The 26192-nt window shown below is 35.7% G+C and carries 23 protein-coding genes; 9 read left to right on the top strand and 14 right to left on the bottom strand.

Going from position 1 to position 26192, the window contains the following annotated elements; genetic code table 11:
• Window positions 1-74: 74 nt before the first annotated feature.
• The 5 genes from DFR57_RS03445 to DFR57_RS03465 form a co-directional block, all read right to left on the bottom strand.
• Entirely contained in the window at window positions 75-884 is an 810-nt protein-coding gene (locus DFR57_RS03445) for an SDR family NAD(P)-dependent oxidoreductase (RefSeq protein WP_114351752.1), read from the bottom strand.
• Between the two features lie 124 nt (window positions 885-1008).
• Window positions 1009-1818, bottom strand: a complete 810-nt coding sequence (locus tag DFR57_RS03450; protein ID WP_114351753.1) for an SDR family NAD(P)-dependent oxidoreductase — start codon at window positions 1816-1818, stop codon at window positions 1009-1011.
• Between the two features lie 68 nt (window positions 1819-1886).
• Window positions 1887-3188, bottom strand: coding sequence for a glycoside hydrolase family 1 protein (locus DFR57_RS03455; protein ID WP_114351754.1), 1302 nt, complete (start codon window positions 3186-3188; stop codon window positions 1887-1889).
• Window positions 3189-3265: 77 nt separating this feature from the next.
• Window positions 3266-4678: an MFS transporter gene (locus DFR57_RS03460; protein ID WP_114351755.1), complete on the bottom strand. Its 1413-nt coding sequence runs from the start codon at window positions 4676-4678 to the stop codon at window positions 3266-3268.
• A gap of 81 nt (window positions 4679-4759) precedes the next feature.
• Complete coding sequence (locus DFR57_RS03465; protein ID WP_114351756.1) at window positions 4760-6295, bottom strand: glycoside hydrolase family 43 protein; 1536 nt, start codon at window positions 6293-6295, stop codon at window positions 4760-4762.
• Window positions 6296-6492: 197 nt separating this feature from the next.
• On the opposite strand from DFR57_RS03465, the gene DFR57_RS03470 reads away from it, so the two are divergent.
• Window positions 6493-7752, top strand: coding sequence for a helix-turn-helix domain-containing protein (locus DFR57_RS03470; RefSeq protein WP_114351757.1), 1260 nt, complete (start codon window positions 6493-6495; stop codon window positions 7750-7752).
• A gap of 177 nt (window positions 7753-7929) precedes the next feature.
• Here the strand turns inward: DFR57_RS03470 and DFR57_RS03475 are convergent, their stop codons facing one another.
• From DFR57_RS03475 to DFR57_RS03485, 3 genes are read right to left on the bottom strand one after another with little or no spacing between them, the layout of a single operon-like run.
• Window positions 7930-8538, bottom strand: coding sequence for an FMN-binding negative transcriptional regulator (locus DFR57_RS03475; protein WP_114351758.1), 609 nt, complete (start codon window positions 8536-8538; stop codon window positions 7930-7932).
• A gap of 20 nt (window positions 8539-8558) precedes the next feature.
• Window positions 8559-9077: a spermidine/spermine N(1)-acetyltransferase gene (gene paiA / locus DFR57_RS03480; protein ID WP_114351759.1), complete on the bottom strand. Its 519-nt coding sequence runs from the start codon at window positions 9075-9077 to the stop codon at window positions 8559-8561.
• Between the two features lie 25 nt (window positions 9078-9102).
• Window positions 9103-9555, bottom strand: a complete 453-nt coding sequence (locus tag DFR57_RS03485) for a MarR family winged helix-turn-helix transcriptional regulator (RefSeq protein WP_114351760.1) — start codon at window positions 9553-9555, stop codon at window positions 9103-9105.
• 569 nt (window positions 9556-10124) lie between these two features.
• Between DFR57_RS03485 and DFR57_RS03490 the strand changes: the two genes are divergently transcribed.
• The 3 genes from DFR57_RS03490 to DFR57_RS03500 all read left to right on the top strand — a co-directional run bounded on the left by DFR57_RS03490 (window position 10125) and on the right by DFR57_RS03500 (window position 13013).
• Window positions 10125-10592 carry a methylglyoxal synthase gene (locus DFR57_RS03490; protein ID WP_114351761.1) on the top strand — a complete coding sequence of 156 codons (468 nt, stop codon included), beginning with the start codon at window positions 10125-10127 and terminating at the stop codon, window positions 10590-10592.
• Window positions 10593-11436: 844 nt separating this feature from the next.
• A complete protein-coding gene (locus tag DFR57_RS03495; RefSeq protein ID WP_114351762.1) occupies window positions 11437-12444 on the top strand; it encodes an NADP-dependent oxidoreductase in 1008 nt (335 codons plus the stop codon).
• Window positions 12445-12734: 290 nt separating this feature from the next.
• Complete coding sequence (locus DFR57_RS03500; protein ID WP_147269765.1) at window positions 12735-13013, top strand: hypothetical protein; 279 nt, start codon at window positions 12735-12737, stop codon at window positions 13011-13013.
• A gap of 173 nt (window positions 13014-13186) precedes the next feature.
• On the opposite strand, the gene DFR57_RS03505 is transcribed toward DFR57_RS03500, so the two are convergent.
• The 4 genes from DFR57_RS03505 to DFR57_RS03520 all read right to left on the bottom strand — a co-directional run bounded on the left by DFR57_RS03505 (window position 13187) and on the right by DFR57_RS03520 (window position 16181).
• Complete coding sequence (locus DFR57_RS03505; RefSeq protein WP_114351764.1) at window positions 13187-13606, bottom strand: DUF1801 domain-containing protein; 420 nt, start codon at window positions 13604-13606, stop codon at window positions 13187-13189.
• Window positions 13607-13754: 148 nt separating this feature from the next.
• Window positions 13755-14333, bottom strand: coding sequence for a GyrI-like domain-containing protein (locus tag DFR57_RS03510; RefSeq protein WP_114351765.1), 579 nt, complete (start codon window positions 14331-14333; stop codon window positions 13755-13757).
• A 65-nt stretch (window positions 14334-14398) separates the two neighbouring features.
• Complete coding sequence (locus DFR57_RS03515; protein WP_114351766.1) at window positions 14399-15352, bottom strand: helix-turn-helix transcriptional regulator; 954 nt, start codon at window positions 15350-15352, stop codon at window positions 14399-14401.
• 280 nt (window positions 15353-15632) lie between these two features.
• Entirely contained in the window at window positions 15633-16181 is a 549-nt protein-coding gene (locus DFR57_RS03520; protein ID WP_114351767.1) for a DUF488 domain-containing protein, read from the bottom strand.
• Between the two features lie 342 nt (window positions 16182-16523).
• Between DFR57_RS03520 and DFR57_RS03525 the strand changes: the two genes are divergently transcribed.
• Window positions 16524-17762 carry a hemolysin family protein gene (locus DFR57_RS03525; RefSeq protein WP_114351768.1) on the top strand — a complete coding sequence of 413 codons (1239 nt, stop codon included), beginning with the start codon at window positions 16524-16526 and terminating at the stop codon, window positions 17760-17762.
• Window positions 17763-18092: 330 nt separating this feature from the next.
• Here the strand turns inward: DFR57_RS03525 and DFR57_RS03530 are convergent, their stop codons facing one another.
• Together DFR57_RS03530 and DFR57_RS03540 are read right to left on the bottom strand one after the other, a co-directional pair.
• Window positions 18093-19091 (bottom strand): sodium:calcium antiporter, encoded by a 999-nt coding sequence (locus tag DFR57_RS03530; protein ID WP_114351769.1) that lies wholly within the window; start codon window positions 19089-19091, stop codon window positions 18093-18095.
• Window positions 19092-19944: 853 nt separating this feature from the next.
• Window positions 19945-21294, bottom strand: coding sequence for a membrane-associated sensor domain-containing protein (locus DFR57_RS03540; RefSeq protein WP_114351770.1), 1350 nt, complete (start codon window positions 21292-21294; stop codon window positions 19945-19947).
• A 352-nt stretch (window positions 21295-21646) separates the two neighbouring features.
• Here DFR57_RS03540 and DFR57_RS03545 point away from each other — a divergent pair, with 352 nt between their 5' ends.
• From DFR57_RS03545 to DFR57_RS03560, 4 genes are read left to right on the top strand one after another with little or no spacing between them, the layout of a single operon-like run.
• Entirely contained in the window at window positions 21647-22909 is a 1263-nt protein-coding gene (locus tag DFR57_RS03545; RefSeq protein WP_114351771.1) for an ATP-grasp domain-containing protein, read from the top strand.
• Between the two features lie 5 nt (window positions 22910-22914).
• Complete coding sequence (locus DFR57_RS03550; RefSeq protein ID WP_114351772.1) at window positions 22915-23739, top strand: Rossmann-like domain-containing protein; 825 nt, start codon at window positions 22915-22917, stop codon at window positions 23737-23739.
• 7 nt (window positions 23740-23746) lie between these two features.
• The gene (locus DFR57_RS03555; RefSeq protein WP_114351773.1) at window positions 23747-24544 is read left to right on the top strand and encodes a class I SAM-dependent methyltransferase; all 798 of its coding nucleotides are present in this window, start codon (window positions 23747-23749) and stop codon (window positions 24542-24544) included.
• Between the two features lie 52 nt (window positions 24545-24596).
• Window positions 24597-26183, top strand: coding sequence for an ABC transporter substrate-binding protein (locus DFR57_RS03560; protein WP_245937372.1), 1587 nt, complete (start codon window positions 24597-24599; stop codon window positions 26181-26183).
• The last annotated feature ends 9 nt before the right edge of the window (window positions 26184-26192 follow it).

Below are 26192 nucleotides of genomic sequence, written 5' to 3' on the forward strand. Positions count from 1 at the left end.
GCGTAAAATATTTCGTGTTTCATATTCTATTAGTATCAGTTTTTTATTCCTAGATTATTTATCAAGAAAAAACTTTATTCTAAAATTTCAGGATGTTCCCATGTCACAGGAGTGATTTTACCTGCCCCAGATCCAGCATCAATAGGAATAACTGCACCATTAATATATCTAGCTAAATCTGATGCAAGGAACAAAGCAAGATAACCTACTTCTTTAGAATCTCCTAATCTACCATTCGGAGAAAAAACATTTGCATATTGCTGAATTACTTCTTCTGATGCGTCACCCCAAATCGACGTACGGAAAGTACCAGGACATATCGCATTTACTGTAATATTATATTTTGCATAGTCTAGTGCCGCGGTTTTTGTAAATCCTACTGCACCGTGTTTTGATCCAACATATGCCCCCATTGCACTATTTCCTTCAATACCTGCCATTGATGCAATATTGAGAACAAAACCAGAAGGTGACTTCGATTTCAATATAGCTTCAATACCATATTTCATCCCTAAAAAGACACCCTTTAAATTAATACTCATTAAGCGTTCATATTCTGCTAATGAATATTCATGCATTGGTCTATTATCAGCTGAGATACCTGCATTATTGACAATGCCATCTAACCTGCCATATGTATCCATAGCAAAGTTAATAAGTTTTTTAACTTGTGCTTCATCACTTACATCTGCAGGGAAAAATCTCACTTCTCCTCCCAGCTCTTTTATTTCAAGTTCAGTTTGTGTTCCTTTTTCAACATTAATATCAGATACAATAACTTTCATTCCATTTTCACCATAGCATTTAGCAATCGCCTGGCCTAAACCGTCGGCTGCACCCGTTACTATCACAACTTTGTCTTTTACACTTAAAAAATTAGTCATACCTATCCTCCAATGGCCATCAAATTTAAAAAGCCTTGCACAATTTTTATTTCTAGAAAAATCAATAGTTTCATAAAGAAATTTGTATGCATCCTACAAAAACGTCATCATCAAGTAATTAACATCACTTATTTATTATTTTTTTCATTTGCTTAGCAATAATTCCAACCGCCAGCTTCGGCTTTAATCGATACAGTTTATCCATCATTTTTGAATCTTTACCAGCAAGAACGCGGTATTGATCCGTTTCAATTCCATTGATAGTGATTTCTGCTGCTTCTTTAGGTGTTAATAATTGTGCCATATCTTTTTCATTTGCATCTGTCTTTTCAGCACCTTCAACACCAGAATTCTTCATTATATCTGTGCCCACACCACCTGGAAATACAACCGTTACATTAACATTTGTATCCTTAAGCTCAGCGTATAGTCCTTCTGTCATTAATTTCACAGCAGCCTTTGATGCTCCATAAATAGATTGGCCAGGAACAGGTAAGAATCCCCCCATACTTGAAACGTTTGTAATGTGCGCGACTGATCTTTCTAATAGATACGGAAGAAATGACTTTGTCATATAAAGTGTTCCATAAAAATTAATATCCATTACTAAATTGATTTTATCGTAATCAAGATCATTGATATCTACAAAATCATGAATGATTCCTGCATTATTAAGGATGCCATCTACCGCTCCATGATAATCAATCACTTGCTCAGGTAATGCCTCCACAGCTTCTCTATCTGTTAAGTTCACAATATGTGTGGATAGTTTTTCGCGTTTTTCCCCAGCATGTTTAACTGTTTCCTCGAGTGCAGTTTCGTTAATATCTACCGCAGCTACTCGGGCACCTTTGGAAAGAAGGTTAAGGACTAATTCGCGTCCAATTCCTCCTCCAGCTCCTGTAACAACGATAACCTTGTCTAGAACTTTCATCTTTGTTTAACCCCTATCTTGACCTTTTCATTAAAGGTGTAATTTTTTCATAACCGGACAATTATTCCTTATCCTTTTAATCCAGATTTTTTAATATTTCCTAAATGGAATAAGCTCTCCTTTGGATGTCTTGTTTGAGTAGAACGATCAACAGCAATAAGTCCAAAGGTTTGTTCATAACCTAACTGCCATTCAAAATTATCTAGTAGTGACCAGTAAGTATAACCAATTACACTTATACCTTCTTCTATACATTCATGGACACCGGTTAATGCTCTTTCTATAAACTCAATTCTTTCCTCATCGTGATCGGTTGATAGGCCACTTTCTGTTACAATAATTGGTTTATCCCAATGCTGAGAAACAAATCGTATAACATTCCCCAATGCTTCTGGATAATATTCATAATTCATTTTAGTTAATCTAGTATGTTCATCCGCTTTTACATAACCATCTGGTCCATGAATTTTTCGGGAGTAATTTTGAACACCTAAAAAGTCATCTTCTTTTAGATACGGAAGATAGTCGAAAAAATCCTCTTGTTGTTCTATTTCTACGAATTTTTCTCCTCCAGGTAACGCTTGATGATCATAAAGGGAAAGTGTGATTCCAACTTTAATTTCTGGTTTTAATTCTTTAATGACACTTCTCGCTCTTTCATGACATTCCATAATAATACGTTCACCATTATCAGTTCGAGGATTATGGAACGTCTGTATATTTCTAGGGTCCATACCAAAGGCCTCACCCAAGGCTCGATAATAGTTCTCCATTTTCTCTTTCATATCCACATTAAGTCCAACCTGTACATCTCCACTTTCTACTTTCTGCGATTGATTATTCCCATTACTTTCTGTCATTCTTTTCATAATCTTTGCAATTTGTTTACCCATATTCGCTTCATTAATTGTGCAAATATAAGGAATTAAATTGCCTAATTCCGAAACTACATAACGAGTATAATTTTCAAAGTATTCAGCGGTTGATTCACTTTCCCATCCACCTTCTATAATTAACCACTTTGGGGAAGAAAAGTGGTGCAACGTTACAATAGGCGTTACATTCTTTTGATAACAATACTCTAGAACCTCTCTATAATGATCAATCTCTGTCTTATCAAAATTACCTTTAGTAGGCTCAATTCGCGCCCACTCTATGGAAAATCTATATGTGTTCAATCCTGCATCAGCTAACAGCTGAATATCCTCTTTAAATTTGTTGTAATGATCAACAGCTTCTAACGAAGGTTCTTTGTACATGGAGTAAGGAACCTGCTCCATCGCCCAAAAATCACTATTAACGTTGTTTCCCTCTACTTGATGGGCTGCAGTAGCAGCTCCCATCATAAAATCATCATTGAATTTATTCATTATTAATCCTTCCTTTCATATAGTCTTACATACCTTACAAAAGTGTATTTAAATTATTTGCTTAGATAAACATAGTGCTAATTTTGATTAGCTTCTATTTTTCTTCTTCGTTCTCCAAGTTCTTTTGCAATTTGATTCTGTTTTTCCTCCGTGATGTCAAACCATGCAACAGACGCTGTAAATAGGAAGATAACTGCAGGAATAAGCCCCATTAACACTTTCAAACCAAAAATGGTCTCGTTACTTTGCTCCGCACCCGGTACATAGCCAATCATAGACAAGGCTACTGCTGCTAACGAACCTGATAAAGCAATCGCAATTGTCTGCATAACCCCTTGGAACGAACCCATAAACCCATTTATACTTATTCCAGTCTTCCATTCTGTATGGTCCATAGCAGCCGGCAGCATAGTTGACTGAGCTGGAGTAGCAAGCCCCATAAACATATTCGCAAGAGCTAGTGTAGTAAAAAAGATTACTACACCACTAGAAGTAGCAGGAATAACCATAACAGCAGCAGTAGTTATTACATTAACTGCTGTACAAGCAAGAATTACAGGTTTAATACCAAAACGTTTAATTATTTTCCCGCTGATCATAACGCCAATGATAGTCGGTATTAAACTCGTCACTCCAAATATAACTACTAGACTTTCATTATTAAAAAAGTATTTAAAATAGTGAATCATAATAGCTGAACGGATACCCGTTGCTAACGAAATTGCTAATACATATATATAGACAACTACAGCGTTTTTATCAGTAAATACAGCTCTAAACATTTCTTTAGTCGATGCGTTCTTTTCTTCTACTTTAGGTTTAATAACATACCTTTCCTTTAAAGTACGAACTTGATAAATGGAAGCTAAAATACAAAATATTGCTATCAATCCCATCAGGAAAGAGAAACCCCTCGCGTCATCACCACCACCAAGAGCTTTATAAGCTGGTTGAGCTACCGTTGTTACGATAATTGCAGCAATCATAATAGCAAAATAAGAATATTGCCCTAAAGAAACTCTGTCATCCACTCGCTTCGTAATAGCAGGGGGAACTGCGTTAAACGGCGCGGCCTTGATGGAAACCAATATACTATAAATTAAGTAAGTTACTGTAGCATAGATTAACGTTCCAGTAGGACCAAAGTTGAAATCCGTAAATGTTAACCAACCAAATATAGCAATCGGTACACCTAAGATCATAAACCACGGAACATACTTACCCCATGGAGTTGATACCTTATCTACTACAATCCCAAAAGGTGGTATTAAAGCTGCCCCAACAATACGACTAATTAATAACAAACCTGCTACATATCCAGGGTTTATTTGCATGACGTCTGTATAATAGAATAGAATAAACATAGAAATCATTTGTGTATGAAGGACCCCTGTCATACCTCCAAGCGCAGCTGCTATCTTCTCCTGTACATTAAGTCTTCTATCTTCTTTAAAAGAAGCCTTTTGATTAGCACCTGACGTCACCTGCATCGCCTTACTTCCCCCCTTCAAACTCAAAGCCTTCCCACTCACTTACCTGTATAAGAAAGAGCTAATGATGCTATAACATTATTATTCATCTCCAGGTATATAATCGAAGTATTCAAAATGCGCAGGTGCAGTCGATACCTTTCCATTTCCAGTTGCATACATTGCAAAATATAGACCAGTAAATCCTCCAGCAACTTGTGTAGATAGCAAGGACGTCTCACCTCTACCGAACAACTCCATTTCACCATTTGTTTTTGTAAAGCTAAAAGCAAAGTCCATAGCTGTTGCCTTTACTGTCAACACGACGCTAGAATCGTCATACTCCAATTCCTTTTCTACCTTCCATAAACTTCCGACACAACGACGAAATAGAAGAATAGATTTTCCATCTTTCAATGTTTTGGCAATTTCATAGTGGTGATTTTCGTTCATAAATATCGTTAATCCAGCTTCTTCTCCTTCATTTCTTGGAATAAACTCCATCAATGTAGAAACCTCACAGTTGAAATGTTGCTGTCTACGACCAATAAAAGCAGGTGATTCTAAATCATTGAGTGAGCAAGCCTGACCATGCAGTGTTAACGCTCCTTTCTTTTCCGTTAGTGACCAAGAATTCTTCTGTGGATTTCGGTAAAAATTCCAAACTGGTGAGAGTGAATCATTATCAAACTCTTCTTTTTGTTGCCATGGAGTAGGATTACCTAGTGGAAGTAATTTTGAATCATGCTCCACTTTAGCCCGGCCATTTTCTCCAATTATTGGCCATCCTTCTTCAGACCATTCAACAGGAGCTAGATTCGTTTCACGACCTAGATGATGAACTTTGGTGCTTTTAACAGGTCTAAAACCTAAGAACACCGCCCACCAAGATCCATCAGTGGCTTCGATTAAATCAGCATGACCGGTTGCTTGAATCGTCAGCTTCGTGCTTCGATTGGATAGGATTGGATTATCTGGGCTACTTTCAAATTGGCCATTTGCATTTCTACTTCTAGCAATTGTTACCATATGTCCATATTCTGTTCCACCTTCCGCAACCAATAAGTAATACCAGTCATTAATTTTATATAAATGAGGACCCTCAGGAGAACTTCCGCCTGTTCCCTCCCAAATTAACTTACTTTCACTTACTAGTTGTCCTGATTCAATATCTAATTCCGCTTGTAATATCCCTTCAGGACCAAAACCAGGAAAAGCACTCGCGGTAAGATATACTTTACCGTCATCATCAAAAAACAGAGATGGATCAAACCCTGCAAACCCATCAATCGTGACAGGTTCTGACCAAGGGCCTTCTGCACGATCTGCCCATACATAAAAATTTTTTTGAGTTGTTACATTTAATGCGATTATGTAAAATCGTCCCTTGTGATGGCGAATGGTTGGGGCATATATTCCCTGCGATACCGTATAAGAATGGAGACGTTTTAGTGGTAGCTGACTTTCACGTGTCAGTACATGACCAATTTGTTCCCAATCAACTAAATTTTTGCTATGAAATATCGGTATTCCGGGGAAGTATTCAAATGAACTAGTGACTAAATAATAATCTCCACCCACTTTGCACACACTAGGATCTGGATGAAAGCCTTTAAGTACTGGGTTTTTATAATTCATACTGCCAACTCTCCTTAAAAAATTATAAATACTATATAAAGCGTTTACATATTTTACTTATCTCTATTATCAGAATCCATATAACTTTAACCATTACTAACTATGTTTCATGTTATATTAACATTGCTTTTTAAATTGTTATGGTATTTTCGTGACTATTTTAGTATAATTAAGTACAAACAAGCTTTTTTTAGGAGATGGTTCTGATTAATAACGACAATTACTCCATAGAAGACAAGTGCACCCTCTTAAAAGAAACATTTGATTTACCTGTTTTCTTCGTCAACCCTGAAGGTAAGGTTATTCATAAAGATGACAATGCTGTTGGACCAAACCCTCTATATGAAAATCAAAAAGATATGCTCTTTAACCCATTGAGCTTAAATCCTAGTAAAAATTTGCATTTTCCAGTAATTAAGAAATCTGCATTTTCCGAAAAACTTGTATTAATAAGTGTGCTTCAAGAGGAAGTACTTCTGGGGACATTGCTTATAGGTCCTTCTCTTCCCTTTACTTTATCTGAAGATGTGATAAGTGGCATTATCAATGACTGGGAAGCTTTTTTTTATCAAGAAAAAGTGATTAGGTATTTCAAATCTTTACCGATAATTGGAACCGATAAATTAATAAATATAAGTCTATTTGCTAATCTCCTATTTAATAACAAACTACTTTCTCCGCAATCTGTAGTGATAACTGAATCTGCCGAAAGCGTTAAAGAAAACAAAAAAAACCAACAAATTGACTTAGCTGTATCAGAAAATTTACAATCTAACGTCTTTCATCATGATCATCTATTCGAAAAAGAAATTCTATATATTGTTAGAGAAGGTAGAGTGGAGGAGTTAAAGAGTTTTCCTATTGTGAAAGAAGAAGAGGATTATAACCTTCTTTCCAAAACTAGTTATCTTCGATCAGTCAAATATCATATCATTACTTTAATTACCTTAGTTTCTAGAGCTTCTATTGAAGGTGGACTTCACGAAGAAATTGCTTTTTCTTTACATGATAGATTTATTCTACAACTGGAGGAATTGAAAAGATTAGATGACATTAGAAGTTTAGCCAAAGACGTTCTTTTTACGTATACTGAAAAAGTCAAGCAAGTCAATGATGAACGTTTTTCTAGGACGATTACCGTTTGTAAAGATTATATTTTCAAGCATATTTATGAAGAAATTAGCCATGACGATATAGCTAATAAGGTTGAACTAAACCCTAAATACTTGTCGCGTCTATTTAAGAAAGAAGTAGGAATAACTGTTAACGAATATATTCAACAGAAAAAAATAGACGAAGCAAAAAAAATATTAGCTTACAGCAAAACTCCAATCTCAGAGATTTTTTCTCTTTTAAATTATAATGACCAAAGTTACTTTACTAAAGTTTTCAAAAAAACAGTAGGAATAACTCCAAAACAATATAGAGAAAAGCATCATTTACTTGAGAAAAAGTAACCCTGGGCAGTGTTTACTTTTAACTTATCCATTTCACATTAGGTATCTTTCCTTCAAAATTGAGGGTACTGCGCCATAAATATTCAAACTTACAGAATGAAAATAAATGTGTAGCTTTTGCTACACATTTATTTAAAGAAAAAGTATTTTTTCAAGTTAGCTAACCCTTGAGAAGCTTTATTTCAAATTTGCCTTCATTAAAGTGGCAATCTGTTTCTCATCAGTATTTGAAATTTGTTCTAATTGATTAATAACCCGCTCTCGTCGCTCTATGGAATGGTTCTGGCTTAATTTAGATTTCCCTTCTATTCTTTTGATCTTTACTTTGAACCCCTGAACACCTTTGCTCATACCCTGAAGAAACTTAGTGTCTAAATCCTGCAAGCTGTAAGAACTATCAGGGTCTTCATATTTTAATACCATTTCATTTAAGGAATCTTTTAACTCATCTTCAGCCTCTAAAAGCTCAATTTCTCCATATACATGTACTGTTACATAGTTCCATGTTGGAACTGCTTTATTTGTTTCATACCATGATGGAGAGATATAACAATGAGGACCATGAAAAATAGCTAGTACTGTCTGGTTTTTGAGATCTTCCCACTGAGGATTTGGACGAGCAAAGTGTCCATATAAGTATGTATTTTCTTTATTTAATATTAACGGTAAGTGCGTTGCAAATGGCATCCCACTATGTTGAGAAATCAGAGTAGCAAAACTATGTTGATTTATAATCTCGTAATTTGTTGTTTCATCATTAATCTTAAAGTGATTTGGAATGTACATAAAAATCCACCTTTCAAAAGTTAGTTAAGTGTTTTGGTCATTATAAAATCTTTTTGTTCTTCCTCACCCATATAAAAAGAGTGGGCACCCGATTGAACAAATCCCAGTTTTTTATAAAAAGCTATCGCATTTTCGTTTTTCTCCCATACGCCGAGACAAATTATCTTTTTATTACGTTCATGCGCAATTTCTATAGCTTCATTTAACAAATATTTACCTAGGCCATGTTTTTGATATTTTTTCTTTATATAAACCCTCTCAATCTCTAGTGATTCATCATCCATCCCTTCTGATAGAGCACCATTAATATTAACCTTTAAATACCCAGCTAAATCATTATTAAAATAAATGAAAAAGAATTCTGAAGAGATATTGGATAATTCCTTTTCCAATTGTTTAGAATTAAACGCTCTTAGGATATAAGCTTTCATATTTTCGGGTGAATTCTGATCCTTAAACGTATCGTTGAATGTTTCAATACTTATTTCTTGTAATAGTTTTAAATCTCCATGACCACACTTTTTCATTTTCACTTCCATATCAATGTGTCGCTCCTTTATTAAATCAATAATTCCGCTTGTTTCCCTTTTTTACAAATTCCCAGTCTTTTTCTATATTTTTTCTTACTCTTTGAAGAAGACCGAAGACCGTCTCTGCTTCTTTCTCAGAAAATCCTTCTAATGCAACGGTATTAGAATAATCATTCTCTCTTTTTATAAAAGGATAAGTATTTTCTCCTTTTTCTGTAGGAAATAGTTTTTTTATTTTTTTATTATCTTTATCTGCTCTTTTCTCTATGAATCCATTAGTCTCCAGCTTTTCTATTGCACGAGCTGCTGTGGTTCGATCTACTTTTATCAACACAGCTAACTTCTCTTGAATGATTCCTGGATTTTCGCATATTCGCACCAAATACAAATACTGTCCTTTTGTAAGTTCATGTTCTTTGAATTCTATATTACTTATTGAATCTAGTGCCCTCGCTATTATTCCTATTTCTCGAAGAATGTCTTTCATAAATACCTCCACCATTAATTATTTGTTGTATTTGCAATAAAAATAATATGTATTTAATTTAACTCATATTTGTTGTATTTACAATAAAAATGTCGGGGAATTTATTTGCTCTATTCTTTTAAGTCCCATTTTTTTCATTTGGTCATGCAACAGTATCGCATAGATAATCTCTCGAAAGTATCATATAGGGACTGAAAAGCAGAGGTTTTACAATTAATATTCAAGGTGTAAGGAAATTTATAGCTAGATAGCAATAAAAAAAGTTCTGATGAAACCAAAAACATCACTGAAACACCATATTAATAAGTGGGTTCTTGTTAAAGTAGTAATATAAACGAATTGTGTGGGGGGTGGAACTTGATAAATTAGTTATGGTAAATCATTTTAATACGAAGAGTAGAGACACGTAATCGCATTTTTTTGGAAGTTTGGAATGGAAAAAATTCAATATTTGAAGGAATTATTTTAAATTAGAAACTTAGTGTTTGCATCAAGTCAAGGATCAATTTTAATCTTCCGTTTTAAGGATTGGTTCAAAGGTATTTTTTAAATTAACAAGGAGGGAAAAGATGAATATCGCCTTAATTGCCCATGATAATAGCAAAGAAAAAATGATACAGTTTACAAGAGCATATCAACGGTACCTGGAAAAGCACAATTTATATGCAACTGGTACTACAGGTGCTCGTATTCAACAAAAAGTAAAGTTAGACATCCACCTCTTTCGCTCAGGTCCACTTGGTGGTGACCAAGAAATAGGGGCAATGGCAGCTAATAACGAGTTGGATATGGTTATATTTTTTCGTGACCCTTTAACACCTCAACCACATGACCCGGGTATATCTGCTTTAATGAGGCTATGTGATGTGTATGATATACCGTTAGCTACAAATATGGGGTCAGCGGAAATTCTTATTCGATCTTTAGATCGAGGAGATTTAGAGTGGCGTAATGTAATTCGTGAAGATAAGGAAAAAGAACTCTTGAAAAAAAGTTTGTTTTTTGAGTCCGTTAAATCTAATATATTCCATTATTAAAAAGTAAATAAATATGGAGTAAATTTATATCGGAATATAGGTTAAGTGGAATGTTTTACAACCCTATAATATCAAATTACTGTTTATATGGTGCTAAGTTCTAATGGAAAGGATTTCTTTAATCTTAACAGGTTTATTTGAAATGTTTGGTTTTGTAATAATAAATAAGTGGCATATGGAATGAAACATGTAGTATTTGTAATCTATAATTATTGGGTTTGGAGCTAGTTTCTCATTATTATTTTATGCAATATGGGAGGAGTTTCTTAGTGGCTCCCACTAAAAGTTAAAGTATTGATTATTTCATGAATCGGCTGGGTTGTGTTCGGTATTCTACTGGACTTAATCCAGCTTTTTTTTGATCGTTTAAGGATGGCCCATTCGATATATTCATTCGTCTTTTAAATCCTTCACAGCTTACTTTGTGGGACTTGTTTTGGATAATTTTATTTTCTTTTTATGTTTCTCACCCAAAGATTGTACTGGTACTGCCAATCTTGACCCTAAAGGATGGTAGTGCGGCAGATTGCGCGCTCCTTTATCTCTATCTTTCCTATTAAAAATTTCATGGAAAGAATTAACGTTGGACTTTCTCAATTTTTGCTTAAAAAATCATAAAAATTATCCATGGGAATAAGGTTAATCACTATATGCCACATCCAACTTAGATCACAAAAACTAAGCGACTTCAAGAACTATTTTAAGGGAAAATCAACATAGCACTCGTGATATAAAAGGTATAACTTCGGAATGGAACGATCTGGGAAGCAAGTAACTTTTGTCTGGAGTTCGTTTCTGTTATTTTAAGGAAGAAGCTTAAATATAACGAATTGGAGTGAACTGCATGACTATAAATAAAAAAATTCTTTTAGCAAAGCGACCAAAAGGATTGCCGGATAAAGATACATTCAAATTTGTTGAAACAGAGATTATTAAGCCTGAAAAAGGGGAAGTCTTGATTCGCACCCTCTATGTATCAGTAGACCCTTATATGCGTGGCAGAATGATTGATGCACCATCGTACGTTCCACCATACCAATTAGATGATGTACTTGGTGGCGGGGCTCTCGGGGAAATAGTGGAATCTAAATCAGATCAGTTTGAACAAGGTGATATTGTCTTAGGAAGCTTTGGCTGGCAAAGTTATTATACAGCGAAGCAAGACGAAGTTCGAAAAGTAGATAAAGATATAGCACCCATCTCTACTTATTTAGGGATTTTAGGAATGACAGGACTGACCGCATATTTCGGATTGCTTGATATTGGTAAACCTAAAGAAGGGGAAACTGTTGTTATTTCTGGAGCTGCCGGTGCTGTAGGTTCCGTTGTCGGTCAAATTGCTAAAATAAAAGGCGCGCGTGTTGTTGGAATAGCTGGTACCGATGAAAAAAATCAATACCTAAAAGAAGAATTGCATTTTGATGAAGCGATCAACTATAAGACTAGCACTAATCTCCAAGAAGATATCGCAAAAGCATGCCCGAATGGTGTAGATGTATATTTTGATAATGTTGGTGGTGAGATATCTGATGCGGTTCACACGAATTTAAATAAGTATGCACGAATTTCTGTTTGTGGTGCAATTTCAAGTTATAATTTGAAAGAAGAGGATATTGGACCGCGTATCCAAACGACACTTATTAAGAAAAGTGTTTTAATGCAGGGTTTTACAGTAGGGGATTTTGCGAACCGGTTAGCCGAAGGGTCTGAAGCACTTGCTAAGTGGCTTCAAGATGGTAAACTTAAATACGAAGAAACAATTATTGATGGCTTCGATAATATACCGGATGCTTTCCTTGATTTATTTGAAGGAAATAATATTGGGAAGCTACTAGTGAAAGTTGATAAGTAAAGAAAAACATGTAAACTGGGCTAACTATTCAGTTTACTTGATAATAATAGAAAAGCGATCGAATGAAAATAATTCAAAGCTTTATAAAGGAATGCTATACATCTATTATATGTGGTGTATAGCATTTTTTATTTCCTGTAATTATTTTCCTATTCGAAATCTTATTGGTAGTCACTTACAAAAAGGATCTATTTATGGTATATTTTTACTGTTTATCAGTAAAATTGTTAGCACCTATATTAAAAATCGCTTCTGAAGTTTATTTATTTTTTGAAAGTGAGGGATTTGGTATGAAAAAATCTTTTCTAAGTTTTATTGGTGGTTTCTTACTAACAGTTTCAATTAGTGTAGTCTTACTACTTATTTTTAGCATTTTGCTATATATCAAGCAAATAGAAAACGTTGTATTGTGGAAGGAGTTTTTTACGATTTATAATTTCAGATCAGATGCTTCTGGGGGATTTGAATTTAATATCATCATGGAAGGACTAATACCGTTTGGAATTATTGGTGGAATACTCTCGATTGGGCTTAAGAATATGCTTACAAAAGGTGTTGTACTTAAATAGAAAGCATTCCAAATATTTAAAAGAGAATTGATTAAATACAAAAACTCATTTTTCTTTTCCTAGATTTACTCCTATTTCAATCTCTCAAATAGAATATTAAAAAAACAATTATCACTTATAGAGTTTTGAGATGATTTCGATGATTTTATTATGATTAATTCATCCTTCAGTTGTTACATCCCCAGCATGGGTAGATGTTTTCGTGTATGGTAAGTGCCAGCTAATACTATACATTGTTTTAATTCATCTACTGGTATCTCTTCATTTTCCAAAAAGACAATCGCTCGATTTCCTTCATAGTTGAATAAATCTCCAAATATTTCTTTAAAGGTTTCAACAAGGTTTGTATTACAATTAAAATACATCGCATATTGCTCTGGGGATGACTGTTTCCAACCAATCCTAATTGTGCTTCCCTTTTTGGTGATGTAGCTAGGTTCTCCCCATTTTAGTGTCTCCTCTACTTTTTCGATATTTTCTACTTCTACAGCTGTTTCTAAAATTAGTTGACGAAGAAACAATAGCTTCTTTTGAATATTTGCAGGATACTGTTTGAATATTGCTTCAACCTTGGAATTTTCAATTGGATACATAAATCAGTCACCCCTCTTTATTTTTATAATCTTTTACGATTTTCAAATCTTTAAATAGAAGAAAGTGCAGAGAGACTATTCTTTCACTTGCATTTGTTGTCTCTCCTTTACCTTCAAACATGCTAAGATATGAACCGCATCAAACTAGCTATTTTATCGCGATATATATTTCTGCTTGCCCATCATTTGGATCGATACCATTTGGATAATATTCAAAATCACCTGTAAATGCTCGCTCAACCCCTTTTTGCCTGGACCATTGCCAAATGTTAGCCCATGCACGTTGCACTACTTCTATAATCGGTCCACGCTCTGTCACAAATACTGCATACTTTGCAGCAGGAACAGTAAAAGTTGTTATGCTATCAAGATCGGGCACTTGTACCTCATCTTGTACCTTAACTCCAACCATTACTTCATAGCTTCCAAGATCCATTTCTTCATAATCGAAGTAACAGCTATAATGCCCACTCTCTTTTATATCAGCACCTAATTCGCCAGCAATATTTTCAATAAAAAACTTTTCAAACAATTGGCCAATTTTCCCGTCGTTTCTTAATTCAGCTTCATTAGAAGTGACCGCACTAATTCCAGCCAGCGTAAAGGAAGGTAGGGTTTCGATACGATTTGGTTTCAAGTGTGGTCCAATGTTCTTCTCTTCGGATGAGCTCCCTTTCCCCTCATTCAAACTTTCTTTTTTATTTCCTACTAAGTCATTTTGTTTCATCACTAATCATTCTCCTTTTACTTGGAATGAGATTAGTATAAAACAATAAACCTGACAACTGTTTGTCAGGTAATAACGTTATTTCTATACAATTTCACAATTTGTTCCGCACGATTTGCGATAACTTCCCGCAAATGAAGGGGTTCTAAGACCTCAACATGGTGACCCATACTGAGAATAAAACTATATAGCCATTCATCTTCTGGATACGCCTTCTTCACTTGCCAACTTCCATCACTCATTGCTGTTAATTCCTCAACGCCAAACCATTCTTCCGCTAAATGACGAGATTCATTTCGAAAACGCAAGACGATTTCTGGCACCTTGGATGTATTTAACCTTCTTTTGTATTCACTCGATTCTTGTGTAGGTAATTCGCGACGAAGAAAACTGCTTTCTCGATCTAGATCCAGTTCTTTCATCCTTTTTAGTTTAAATAGGCGAAAATCCTGCTTCTCCGTACAATATGCCTTTAGATACCATTGTCGCCCTTTAAGTATAAGGATATGTGGTTCTACTTTACGCTCGGAAATGATACCTTTTGCATTTGAATAGGTGAAAGTTGCTAACATACAGCAATCTATTGCAGCTTCTAATAGTTTTAGTTTCGGTTGCAGCCTTTCCATACCATCCCAAGGAGAATAGTCGACTAGCACACGGTTTGTTTTATGTTGAAATTCTCCGGCATCTGCTGGCGAAACAACACTATTAATCTTTTCCATGAGAATGTGATGTTCTTCTTTACCGATAGAACTGTAGATACTTTGAAGTGCTGTAACAATCGTAGCCAGTTCGTCATTCGTTAGCATATTACGATCTAGTCGATAACCTTCCATTATACCGATTCCACCGTTAGTGCCTTGGTAGGTAACTACCGGAATTCCAGCTGCATTAATGGCATCAATATCTCGGTAGATGGTCCGAATGGAGACCTCAAATTTCTCTGCCAGCTCCTTCGCCTGCACCATACGACGATTCAGCAATAAAATGATGATGGATAAAAGTCTTTCTAATTTCAACGGGTGTGCCCCCTCTATTTCAATATGGCTTTATAGGCTTCAAGCGTTATTTAAAATAATAATTGCTTCTTTCTATCTACAAGTAACAATAAACGGAAAATTGAATTTCAGATTAACTTGGTCATGTTGTAGTTTCATTTTAATTTGGTTAATAACAAAATCATAATTGGATTGTAGGGCGTGATATGTATGGCTTTCAGATCTTTTTTATTGTATCATAACCAGAATGAAAGCGTGCTTACCAATCCTTTCATCCTACAATGAGGCTTCGTTGTTATTTTTAAAATTTCGGATAAACAACCGTCCTATCCTTTTCAATCAAAGGTGTAGCTCCCCATTCTCCTAATTCATGTTCTACACTTTTCACCTTTCCTTCTCTACTAGGTAATAGATGGGTTACGTTATAACCATTCGCTTGCAGATAATTACTAATAATTAGTCGGTGACATCTTGATGGATGGCGTTCGGCACACATTAATACCACGCGATGATCTTTTATATGGAACTTCAACTCATCGATACCTTCTTTAAAGCTCTCTGTCAGCGTATAATCCGCATAATTATGAAAGGATTGATTTTCCCAACCTTCATTTAAAACTTCACCAACTTCAGTGGACATCTTTCTCCTCCCACCAAGCTTAGGAAAATGAGAATATGTAATGGACGCCTCCTCTAACCATTCTTTCAATTGATCTTTATTAAAATGTGGGCTTCTATTGCTTCCTGGAATAGTGCGAACATCTGCTACAAAATCAATTTCTTTAGCTCTTAACATCTCTAAAAATTCATCTTTTGAATGATTGTAATGTCCAATCGAATACACACTCATTTTCATCCCTCTTCTCTAACAAAGTATTACTTTTCTCTACCCCGTTGCAGATAAAATTAACAATTGATTTACTCAAATTTTAGATTAATAAATTTAAAAACCTAAGCGATTTTGTAAAAAGAAGTAGAATGGCTGTACACAAATCATTATGCAGACACAATTTCTCTCATTGAGGCATGGCAAAAGGTTTTATTTTAGCATGATAGGGAATCTTACACAGTAAGTTGATGTATGGCTAAAGAATTAACTATGTAAAGAGTTTTTTACTTTGCTATATTAAATAATAACGTTATAAAAATTCTAGTAGATTTATACTAATGAGAAAGAGGTTAAGCTAATTTTATGATACTTCTGTTTTTTTACTTATTCTTGGCTCTAGGTGTGTCCTTTCTTTGTTCTATTCTCGAAGCGGTCTTTCTTTCCACAAACCCTTCGTATTTGAGTGTAAAAGCAGAGAATGGAAACAAGCGTGCCAAGGTTTTTCTTCATATGAAAGATAATGTGGATCGACCCCTTTCCGCAATTCTAACACTTAATACCATAGCCCATACAGTTGGTGCGTCCGGTGTTGGGGCGCAGGCAACTAAAGTATTTGGCGAGGCGTATTTTGGTGTGGTCTCAGCAATCCTTACCATCCTAATCCTTGTTGTTTCAGAAATTATTCCAAAAACACTTGGGGCACGATACTGGAAGAGTATGGCTCTAGTATCTGGACAAATTATTCAATTCTTAATTTATATTACATATCCATTGGTGATCATTTCAGAATTCATTACAAAAATAATATCCAAAAACTCTACTGATGATCAAACAACTACAAGTAGAGAAGAATTAGCAATGCTTGCAGATGTGGGTACAAAAGAAGGCGTCTTTGAAGAAGATGAGAATAAAATTATCCAAGGTACGATAAAGCGCTGGGCAGTTAAGGTAAGTGAGGTTATGACGCATCGAACGGAAATTATTGCCCTTCCTTCCGATGCATCTTTAGAAGAGGTTGTATCTGTTGTTGACGAAGAAAAATTTTCAAGAGTGCCGGTTTATGAAGACAGTATTGATAACATTGTTGGCATATTGCATGCCAAAGACCTCATCCATTATTTGAACAGTTCTAATAATACAGATGATTTTAATGTGATAGACTTTTGTAGAAAACCTTATATCTCTCCCATGTTTAAAACATTGGATGAATTATTTAAAGATTTTCAGCAAAATAAAATTCATATCGCCATCATAATAGATGAATTCGGGGGAACGGCCGGGATTGTAACCCTAGAAGACCTGCTGGAGGAAATTGTAGGTGAGATCTTTGATGAAGATGATGAGGTTATTACAGATATCACAAAAATTGATGAGAACACCTTCTACGTAAACGGCAGTGTAGACTTGGATGAGGTTGTAGACTATTTTGATGTAGCCCTTCCGATTGAAGAGTATGAAACACTGAGTGGGTTTATCATTGCTCAGATTGGGCGTATTCCTGCAGTTGGAGATACTGATTCCATAGAATATGAAGGATTCATTTTTAAAATTGACGAAGTAGACGGCAGAATGATTTCAAAGGTGAAAGTTTGTAAAGCATGATAATTATTGAAGAAGTAGAGTGAGGTACTCTGAATGAGTGCCTTTTCTTCGTTTAATGGTAATACATTAGAAAAGGCTTATAAAGAACTTATTATGGTACCTATTACAAAAAGATAGTTATGTTTTTTAAATGAACGATGAATCGATATATATTAAAGTGTCTTTTTGATGTATTGGTTCCTTCTATCAAAATGTAGAAAAGTGAAATTTGGTTTTTCAGTTGCTTTTTTCTTAAGGTAACACTTTTATTTCATGAAGCTCTCTTTCTAGACATAGATGTCAAAGTTTTAGCCCCTTCAACCTGTATCATAGAAGGGGCTAAATCAAATATTAACCAAAAATAACATATCCCACTACAGCCAAGTAACTAATTACAGCTAATAGAGCAGGTAGAATGTACGTAAAGGTATTGAGCGTACGATCCCTTTTAATAATCAGCATAATGATTGCTGTCAGGAAAAAGTTAACTAACGCTATAAATATGATGTCGTCACTGGTAGCTTCCCAAATACTACCGTCAAAATAGAATCCGTCACCAATTGCTACCACTAAAACATTAAAAAGGTTACTACCAAGAATGGTACCAAGCGCCATATTTATATTGGCTAATCTTAATGCCGTGAAGGTACTCATGGCGTCAGGGATAGAGGTCGTAAACGCAACTAAAATACTTCCAATCAGTGTTCCACTCAAGCCTGTACTCTTAGCCATCTCGTCACCTGAAATAGCAAGGGCACTACCGGCAACCAAAATAATAATCCCATATAATACAAACCCTGTTACTGCTTTTTTTAGGTTTAAAGACATTTTCTTAGGCTTCGCTTTCGGTTCTGGTTTCGATAAGGCAGATTCACTATTTTGCTTCTTAGAAGTTAGTCTCATTCCTATGAAATATACTAAAATAACAGTTAAACTGGTCATACTTACATTGAAAACAGTAAATGAAAAGTTAACTGCAAGCCCTACAGCTGAAATGATACATAGTATAAGTGCAATAAGCCCGGTATAGAGATGATCGTCGGATACGCGAAGAAATAGCCGTTTTTTTCGAAAATGAATATCCAAGATAAACAAAATAAAAATATTAAACATGATCGTACCTAATCCGTTTCCTACGGCGATATTAGCATTGCCAATAATACTTGCAGACACGGTAGTCGTTAACTCCGGCAGCGAGGTTGCTACCGCTAAAAGGATTGTTCCGGCTAAAAATCCTCCCATCTTCGTTTCGGTACTAATATAATCCGCATATGTCGCTAAACGCACAGCAGAAAATGCAGAAATAATCGCTGATATAATAAAAATGATAATAATGACAGATGAGCTAATGAGTTATTGACTCCCTTCTCTTACGAACAACAATTTGCATAATCCTAGCTTAATACAAAACCCTTTACCCACTTTTAGGAAAAAAGGTTTGAATTTATATCGAGTTTACCCCTGCCAACTATAGTAGCGTGCTAAATCCACAAGGCTTATAAACCATTTCAGTAGTAATAAATAAATGAGCTTCTTTATAACTTTGAATCCGGTCCCACATGTGCATTTTTGTTTAATGTTTTATTTCTAGTTTGTTCCTATCTTTAAATTTTATATGCAACACATTTTTCTTTACGGAGACCCCTTCCCCTTTTCAGTCTTGTTTAATCTCATACCTGCTAAGAGTCATTTATCAAACAGTTAATATAGAAATCCTGTATATACTTGTTCAACCTGGTTCGCAGCACTAATTTGGAGACGACCATAAATTAACAAGAGCTCCTCAAAATTCTATTAAGAGGAGCTCTTGTTAGATGTTCAATTCTTATATTAAACTTTCATGTAATTGATGATTTTGACCTCTCTTTGGTTGAATATTTCTTTATGGTTCACTTATTCCTACTGCAATTAAAAGCAAATAAGCAACTACTAACACTGCGCTATTCAATATGATTCCCGTTATCATAAACCAAAGTTTCTTAGATATTATAGCAAAGATTATACCTAGTACGGAAAACGATATAAGAACGCCAATAACCAAAGGCAAATTCACATTCGGGCCCCTTACTACAAAGAAAAAAATGATGCATACTACCACAGTGACGATTGAGAGAATCCCCATAATATTCTTTGTTTTTCCCTTAATCACTATTTAACCCCCTTTAAAACAATGACCTTGAATAACAAATTTTCCACTATGGTTTTAAAAGCTGTCTATTTCAAATAGCTTGAAAAATTCTTCTTTTAATTCCGCTTCTTCATAATCCATGCCTACTTCTAGTAAAGTACGGTCTTCTTCCGTTAATGGCTCAATTTTCATTGGAATGTTCTCCGTCTCCATCTTATTTTTTATTTTTATAGATTCTTCAATCGGGCCTTCTCTATAACTAAAGGGATCAAATAAAATAGTATCTCCATTCTCCATGTGAAATTCAAAACTCCACCTAAATTCTTCACTTCTTGAAGTTCCTGTACCGAAGGATTCTGTTTTTCCATATAAGTGAACACCTTCTACTTCTCCCCACTCATACGTCTCTTTGGAACCAAAGCTAGAATGTATCACCCCATCGGTTGCAATCGCCTGATAATCCTTAAAGCTCACGTATTGCACACCAGCAAATATAATAAAGGAAATGCTAAATACTAAGAGTAACTTTTTCAAGTGTTTTCTTTGAAAGATGATATATCCTGTCGATATTATCAAAATCGCGAACAGTGCGTATTCAATTACACTTATCCATTCATTGGAGGCTAAGTGTAATAATATAAAATCAGGTTCGTATAATAAATCTTTTTTCCATTGATCGAAATTAATTAGGATCATAAATGCAATCGGAACGATGAAAGAAAGATAGAAATAACCCCGAAATACAGTATGCTTATAAAAGTTTTTAAGCGTCACATCCTTAAGAAGGAACAGTCCAATCAAAAATGGCAGCATCGCCATGAATAAATATATGGTAAGATATGCACCCATCCCTTCCTCGCCTGAGAGTATAAACGCTACCAAAGCAAAAATGTAACCGATAAGCATGAGGATATTGCCAAAAACTACTTTTAAAGAACGCGAAACCTTATTAGGAGTGGAGAAATCATCCTCATTTTTTGTCGGCTTAGTTGTTTTCTTTTGATAAAAAATATCATCGATTTGAGAAAAAATATTAAACAAATTCGAACTTATCGCTATGTAGCTCTTTTGTGCATTTTGACTCATACCTCTAATCAGTGGTGGACTCGCTTCTACCTTTTCATCGAAAGGTTCGTAGCTAGCCTTAACAAAAAAATCGACTTCCTCTTCCACCCATTCTGAATCTGATGCATATACGGACTGTAGCCATTTTTCATTCATCAAATCAACAGGAAGTGTATTAATTTCCTCACTACCTAGCTGCTCTAAATAACGATAAACTTCTTCATCCGACATCGTCTTTTTTTTCGTTTCGAGAATTTTAATTGTCTTTTCACGTAGGCAATCAGGTATACTAAAGTCTTCCATAAGCTGCTCTAACGATTTCAACAGATCAATATTCTCTAAATTCTCCTTTTTCCCCATTTGAAACATCTCCAGACTTTTCATATGCATTCTATTTAAAAAATACGTTTTTTTCATCTTTAAAAAAATAGTTTATTAAGCCTTTATTTTTTACCCTTTTATTTTAATACGAGTAATTTATGCCTAAGGTTTCACATATTTAACATATTTTTACTTTCCATTTTTTAATTTAGTTAAAGATGAATATAACATATGCACGCTCACAATATTTTCTTAGCTTTAAAGAGTACTTTATGTAAATGATTGGAATAACATTAATCACATGAGCTTTTTCAAAAAAAGATTGACTTTACTAAATTATTCCTATACCCTTAAATCGTAATGATTATGATTTGCAGAAGGAGGATATTAAATGGCTCATTTGTTAATGATTGAGAGTTGGGTAGGCGCTAGTGGTAATCTATTACCACCACTATTAAAGTCAAAGGGGCATACCTATACATTTATTACACGCAAGCCTGAACATTATCAATCTAGTATGAGTGTAGAGACACACCCTGTTATTCATCATGCAGAGGAAGTTCTTGTCACAGAAACAAACAATGTAAAATCATTGATTGAATTTTTACGTCCTTACCATTTTGATGGCGTAATTACAGTTTGTGATTACTATATTGAAATCGTCAGGGAAGTTGCAGACGCATTTCATTTACCCCACCCTTTTCCAAGCCAAGTGGAGAATGTCCGTAAAAAGCATTTGATGCGTCAAGCATTTGATCTGGCACAACTGGAAAACCCTCTTTACAAGCTTGCTTATGAATGGGAAAACGTAAAAAAGGCGGCATCTGATATTGGTTACCCCCTCGTACTTAAGCCAGTTGACCTTGCCTCGAGTGCATTTGTCAGCTTAATTCAGAATGAAACTGATTTAAAAGAAGCCTATAAAAAACTTGAAGCATTCCCCCTTAACTTTAGAGATCAGCCAAGAGAACGCGTCTATTTGCTTGAGGAATATATAACCGGACAAGAAGTCAGTGTGGAAAGCGTTACGTATCAAGGGGAAACAACCATACTTGGCATTACTGACAAATCAATCACAGGCACACCTTACTTTATCGAGGATGGTCATATGTTTCCTGCGCAATTAGAGGAAAAGGTTACGCAAGAAGTAATAGAGTTTGTCCAAAGAGCACTTCAAGCCGTTAAATTTGATAATGGCATTGCGCATACTGAGGTGATGCTGACAACAGAAGGCCCAAGAATTATTGAAATAAATCCAAGAACAGCGGGAAATTACATTGTAGAACTGATTAATAGAGTAAAAGGAATAGATTTGCTGAACATATTTGCAGAGCTTGCAATAGGTCAAAAGCCGAATTTAACTTCTTCAAAAACATTGGTTTCTAGTGCAGCTGTCAAATTCCTTGTTCCTCCAAAAGCTGGTACTATCACCGAAGTTGAGGGAATAAATGAACTAGAAACGAATGAAAATATTGCTCGTTATGTGATGGGTAACGTTAAAGGCAAGTTCGTTGCCAGCCCTATCGACAATGCGTGCTATCTAGGTCATGTAATTGCAGAAGATTCCGATGGTTTAAAAGCTAGATCATTTGCCGAAGCAGCCATTAGGCGGATTCTGTTAAAATATGAGACTGACAACCAAGTAGAGGTGTAGAGCGAATGGCAGATGTATACGCTCATAGGACAGTTTCTGATTTACGCGATGCAATTTTGGATGGAGTTTACGGGGCAGACCCCGCTGAAATGGTAGTTACCGGCTCAGCATACATATATCAAACCACACAGTTCCCCTCTTCAACGACGAAGTATGGTAATTACTATCTATTGTTAAGGATAGATGATTATTTTGGTGCATGTTCACATATGCCCGATCAGCTTTCCTTGGAATTGACCAGTCAATATGCTGGTGCTTCTGTCGCAGATCTACTTCTAAAAGGAAATCTACCTCTTCAAATTGCGATAATGGATGCGTATCTAGGAACAATATTCAAGCATAAGGATAGCTGCACAAGAGAATTAAACATTCTTGGTGGAGACCCTATACAAAAGGCTAAAGAAAGAGACCATCTTATCGCAGAAGTCAGCCCATTCAAACCGTCTGAGAAGGTAGCTCTTATTGGGGTCGTCAATCCACTTGTCGATGCGATCACAAATCGTGGTGGTATCTGCTTGCCTTGTGATCTTCAACTTGATGAAACCGAAACAGGAATAAAAGTGGAGAAAGACATGGAAAACGTTCTTGACCTTGCAGATGCAGTCATTTGTACGGCAATGACATTAAGCAATGGCACCTTTGACCGGATATTACAACGTACACGAGAGAAAAAAATCCCCTTAACCTTTTATGCACAAACAGGCAGCGCAATAGTAGCTCAGTGGTTTAATCAAGGAGTTACCTCTTTGATTGCAGAACCTTTTCCATTCACTCAATTTAATGCAGATGCAACAAAGCTTTATGTATATGAGAACAGAAAGGGGCCCTGAAATTAATATGCAAATGAAACTGAATACGGATAATTTTCTACATTCGAACCCATTTTTATATGAACTATTTCATCATGAAGATAACGATAGTATGGCTAAGTTTATTCTTACGCTTCTAAATCATTATAAAGCAGGTTCTAAAATACTCGATGTAGGGTGTGGACTAGGGAGAGAAGTATCGTTTTTAAATCGTAATGGTTACGATGTATTCGGTCTTGATAATTCTGAGGAAATGCTCTCATGGGCGCAAAAGCGTTATCCTGCATCAACTTTTGTTAAAGGGGATCAAGCAGCTTTTTCGTTAGCCCAATCTTTTGATGCGATATATTGTGTAGGCAGTACATTTTTGTACAATTTTTCCAACGAAACGATATTACAAAGCTTAAGATGCTTCCGTGAACATTTACAAACTGGCGGATTGCTTTATCTGGATATGCGTAATGCTGCTTTCTTCTTAACCAAAGAAGGACAAAGATGGCTGTCAGAGGAATTAGTTGATCGGAGAAAAATGAACGAACAACTGGTTACCCTGCAAACTCGTTTCGAAATTGATTTACCTAACCAAATGCTGATGAGAGATTATTGCTGGACTGTCTCAGGACAAGAACCGGTGGTGGAACATTTACAGCATCGGCTTATTTTCCCTCAAGAGCTTGTTCTTTTCCTAGAGAAAAGTGGATTCCGTATCAAAGAACTCTTTGATGAACCAGCGCCACATGTGGATCACTACGAGCCTGAACAAAGGATAATATTTAATAATAACTTGCAAGGAAGACGAATGCAGGTAATTGCTGAAGCTGTTTAATCAGCTTATATGTCATTTTAAACCAATAATATATAGTAAAGCGGGGATTTTAATGAAACGATTTGGAATTATTTTAGCAATATTTATGGTTGTTGTAATTGTAGGATGCAGTGTGAGTTCAAGTAAGGATAATACGAATGACGATAAAAAAGAAAATACCAATGCCACAGACGATCAACAAGAAGAGAAGAGTGAACAGCAAGAGTTGATAATTGCCGATCAGGAAATTGCCGCCTCTCTTGATCCTGTGGAACCTTTGACCTCTAGTTATCTGCGAAACATCGGAGCTGCGGAAGCATTATTTAAAGTAAATGCAAAAGGAGAGGTGGAGCCCTCTCTTGCAGAAAGTGCAGAAGAAATTAATGATACAACATGGGAAATTAATCTTCGCACAGAAGCCAGCTTTTGGAGTGGAGAGGCCATTGATGCGGATGCAGTGATTGCTTCTTTAGAACGTTCAAAATCTCTTGATTTACAAGCAGAGCCGTTTCTTAACGAGTTGTCTTTTACGAAGGTGGATGATTATACAATACAAGTCGAGACTGAGCATGCTAAACAGCCAGTTCCTCTAAATCTGTCCTACTATCAAACCGTAATCCATAATGCGGATAAGTCATATGAAGATATAGATTCAATGGATTTAAGCGGTATGTACAAGGTTACTTCCTTTTCACCTGCACAAAAAATGGAGCTTGAATTAAATGAAAATTACTGGGGAGAAACACCCTCTATACCAAAGATTGTCCATGAACAAATCAGTGATGCACAAACTAGAGCTCTTTCCGTGTTAAGCGGTAGTAGTGATATAGCGATTAAAGTACCAGTTACTAGTCTTACTCAATTTGCTGAAAGTGACGAGGCTGAAACGATTTCTGCTCCTCCAGCAAATACACAGACAATTTATTTGAATTTGGATCAGCCACAATTTGAAAATGAAAAAGTTAGGCAAGCACTATCCTGGGGATTGAATAGAGAAGAACTAGTGGAGCTTGGTGCAGAAGGTCAAAGTACCCCAGTCACGACTTGGCTAGCTTCTAATCCAACCTATGAAGAGGCTAAAAATGCTGTATATCCAGAGTATGATCCTGATAAAGCGGAAGCATTATTAGATGAGGCAGGTTGGGGCAAGGATGCTGAAGGTACACGATCTAAGGATGGAGAGACACTTACTGTGAAGCTGATGACCTGGGGAGATGATCAGGCATTGGGAGAAACCATTCAAAACCAGTGGACACAAATTGGCGTTCAGGTTGAAGTGCAGCATGGCGACTATAATTTAATTCAAACTGCCCGAGAAAGTGGCGAATGGGATGCTTCGATTGAGGCATGGAGTACCTTTGGTGACGAGCATGCATTATTGACGGGACAATTTTCACCTGATGGAAGTGGAAATTATGGTGGTTATAATGATGAACAAACAAATCAGCTTTTAGATGACTTGGCCGAAATAACTGATCCACAAGCTAGACGTGAGTTAGCACTACAAATTAATGAACGAGTTGCCGAACAAGCACCTGTGATTAGTCTTTACCCTCGTCCACAACTTACAGCAGTAAGTACAAAACTTAACGGATTCGAAGCCCATTTTAGACAGTTCGAGCATACTGTTCATGCTGGTCTGTCCTTTGGCACTGAGTAATAGGAGATA

Source organism: Saliterribacillus persicus, assembly GCF_003337485.1.
Classification (GTDB): domain Bacteria; phylum Bacillota; class Bacilli; order Bacillales; family Amphibacillaceae; genus Saliterribacillus; species Saliterribacillus persicus.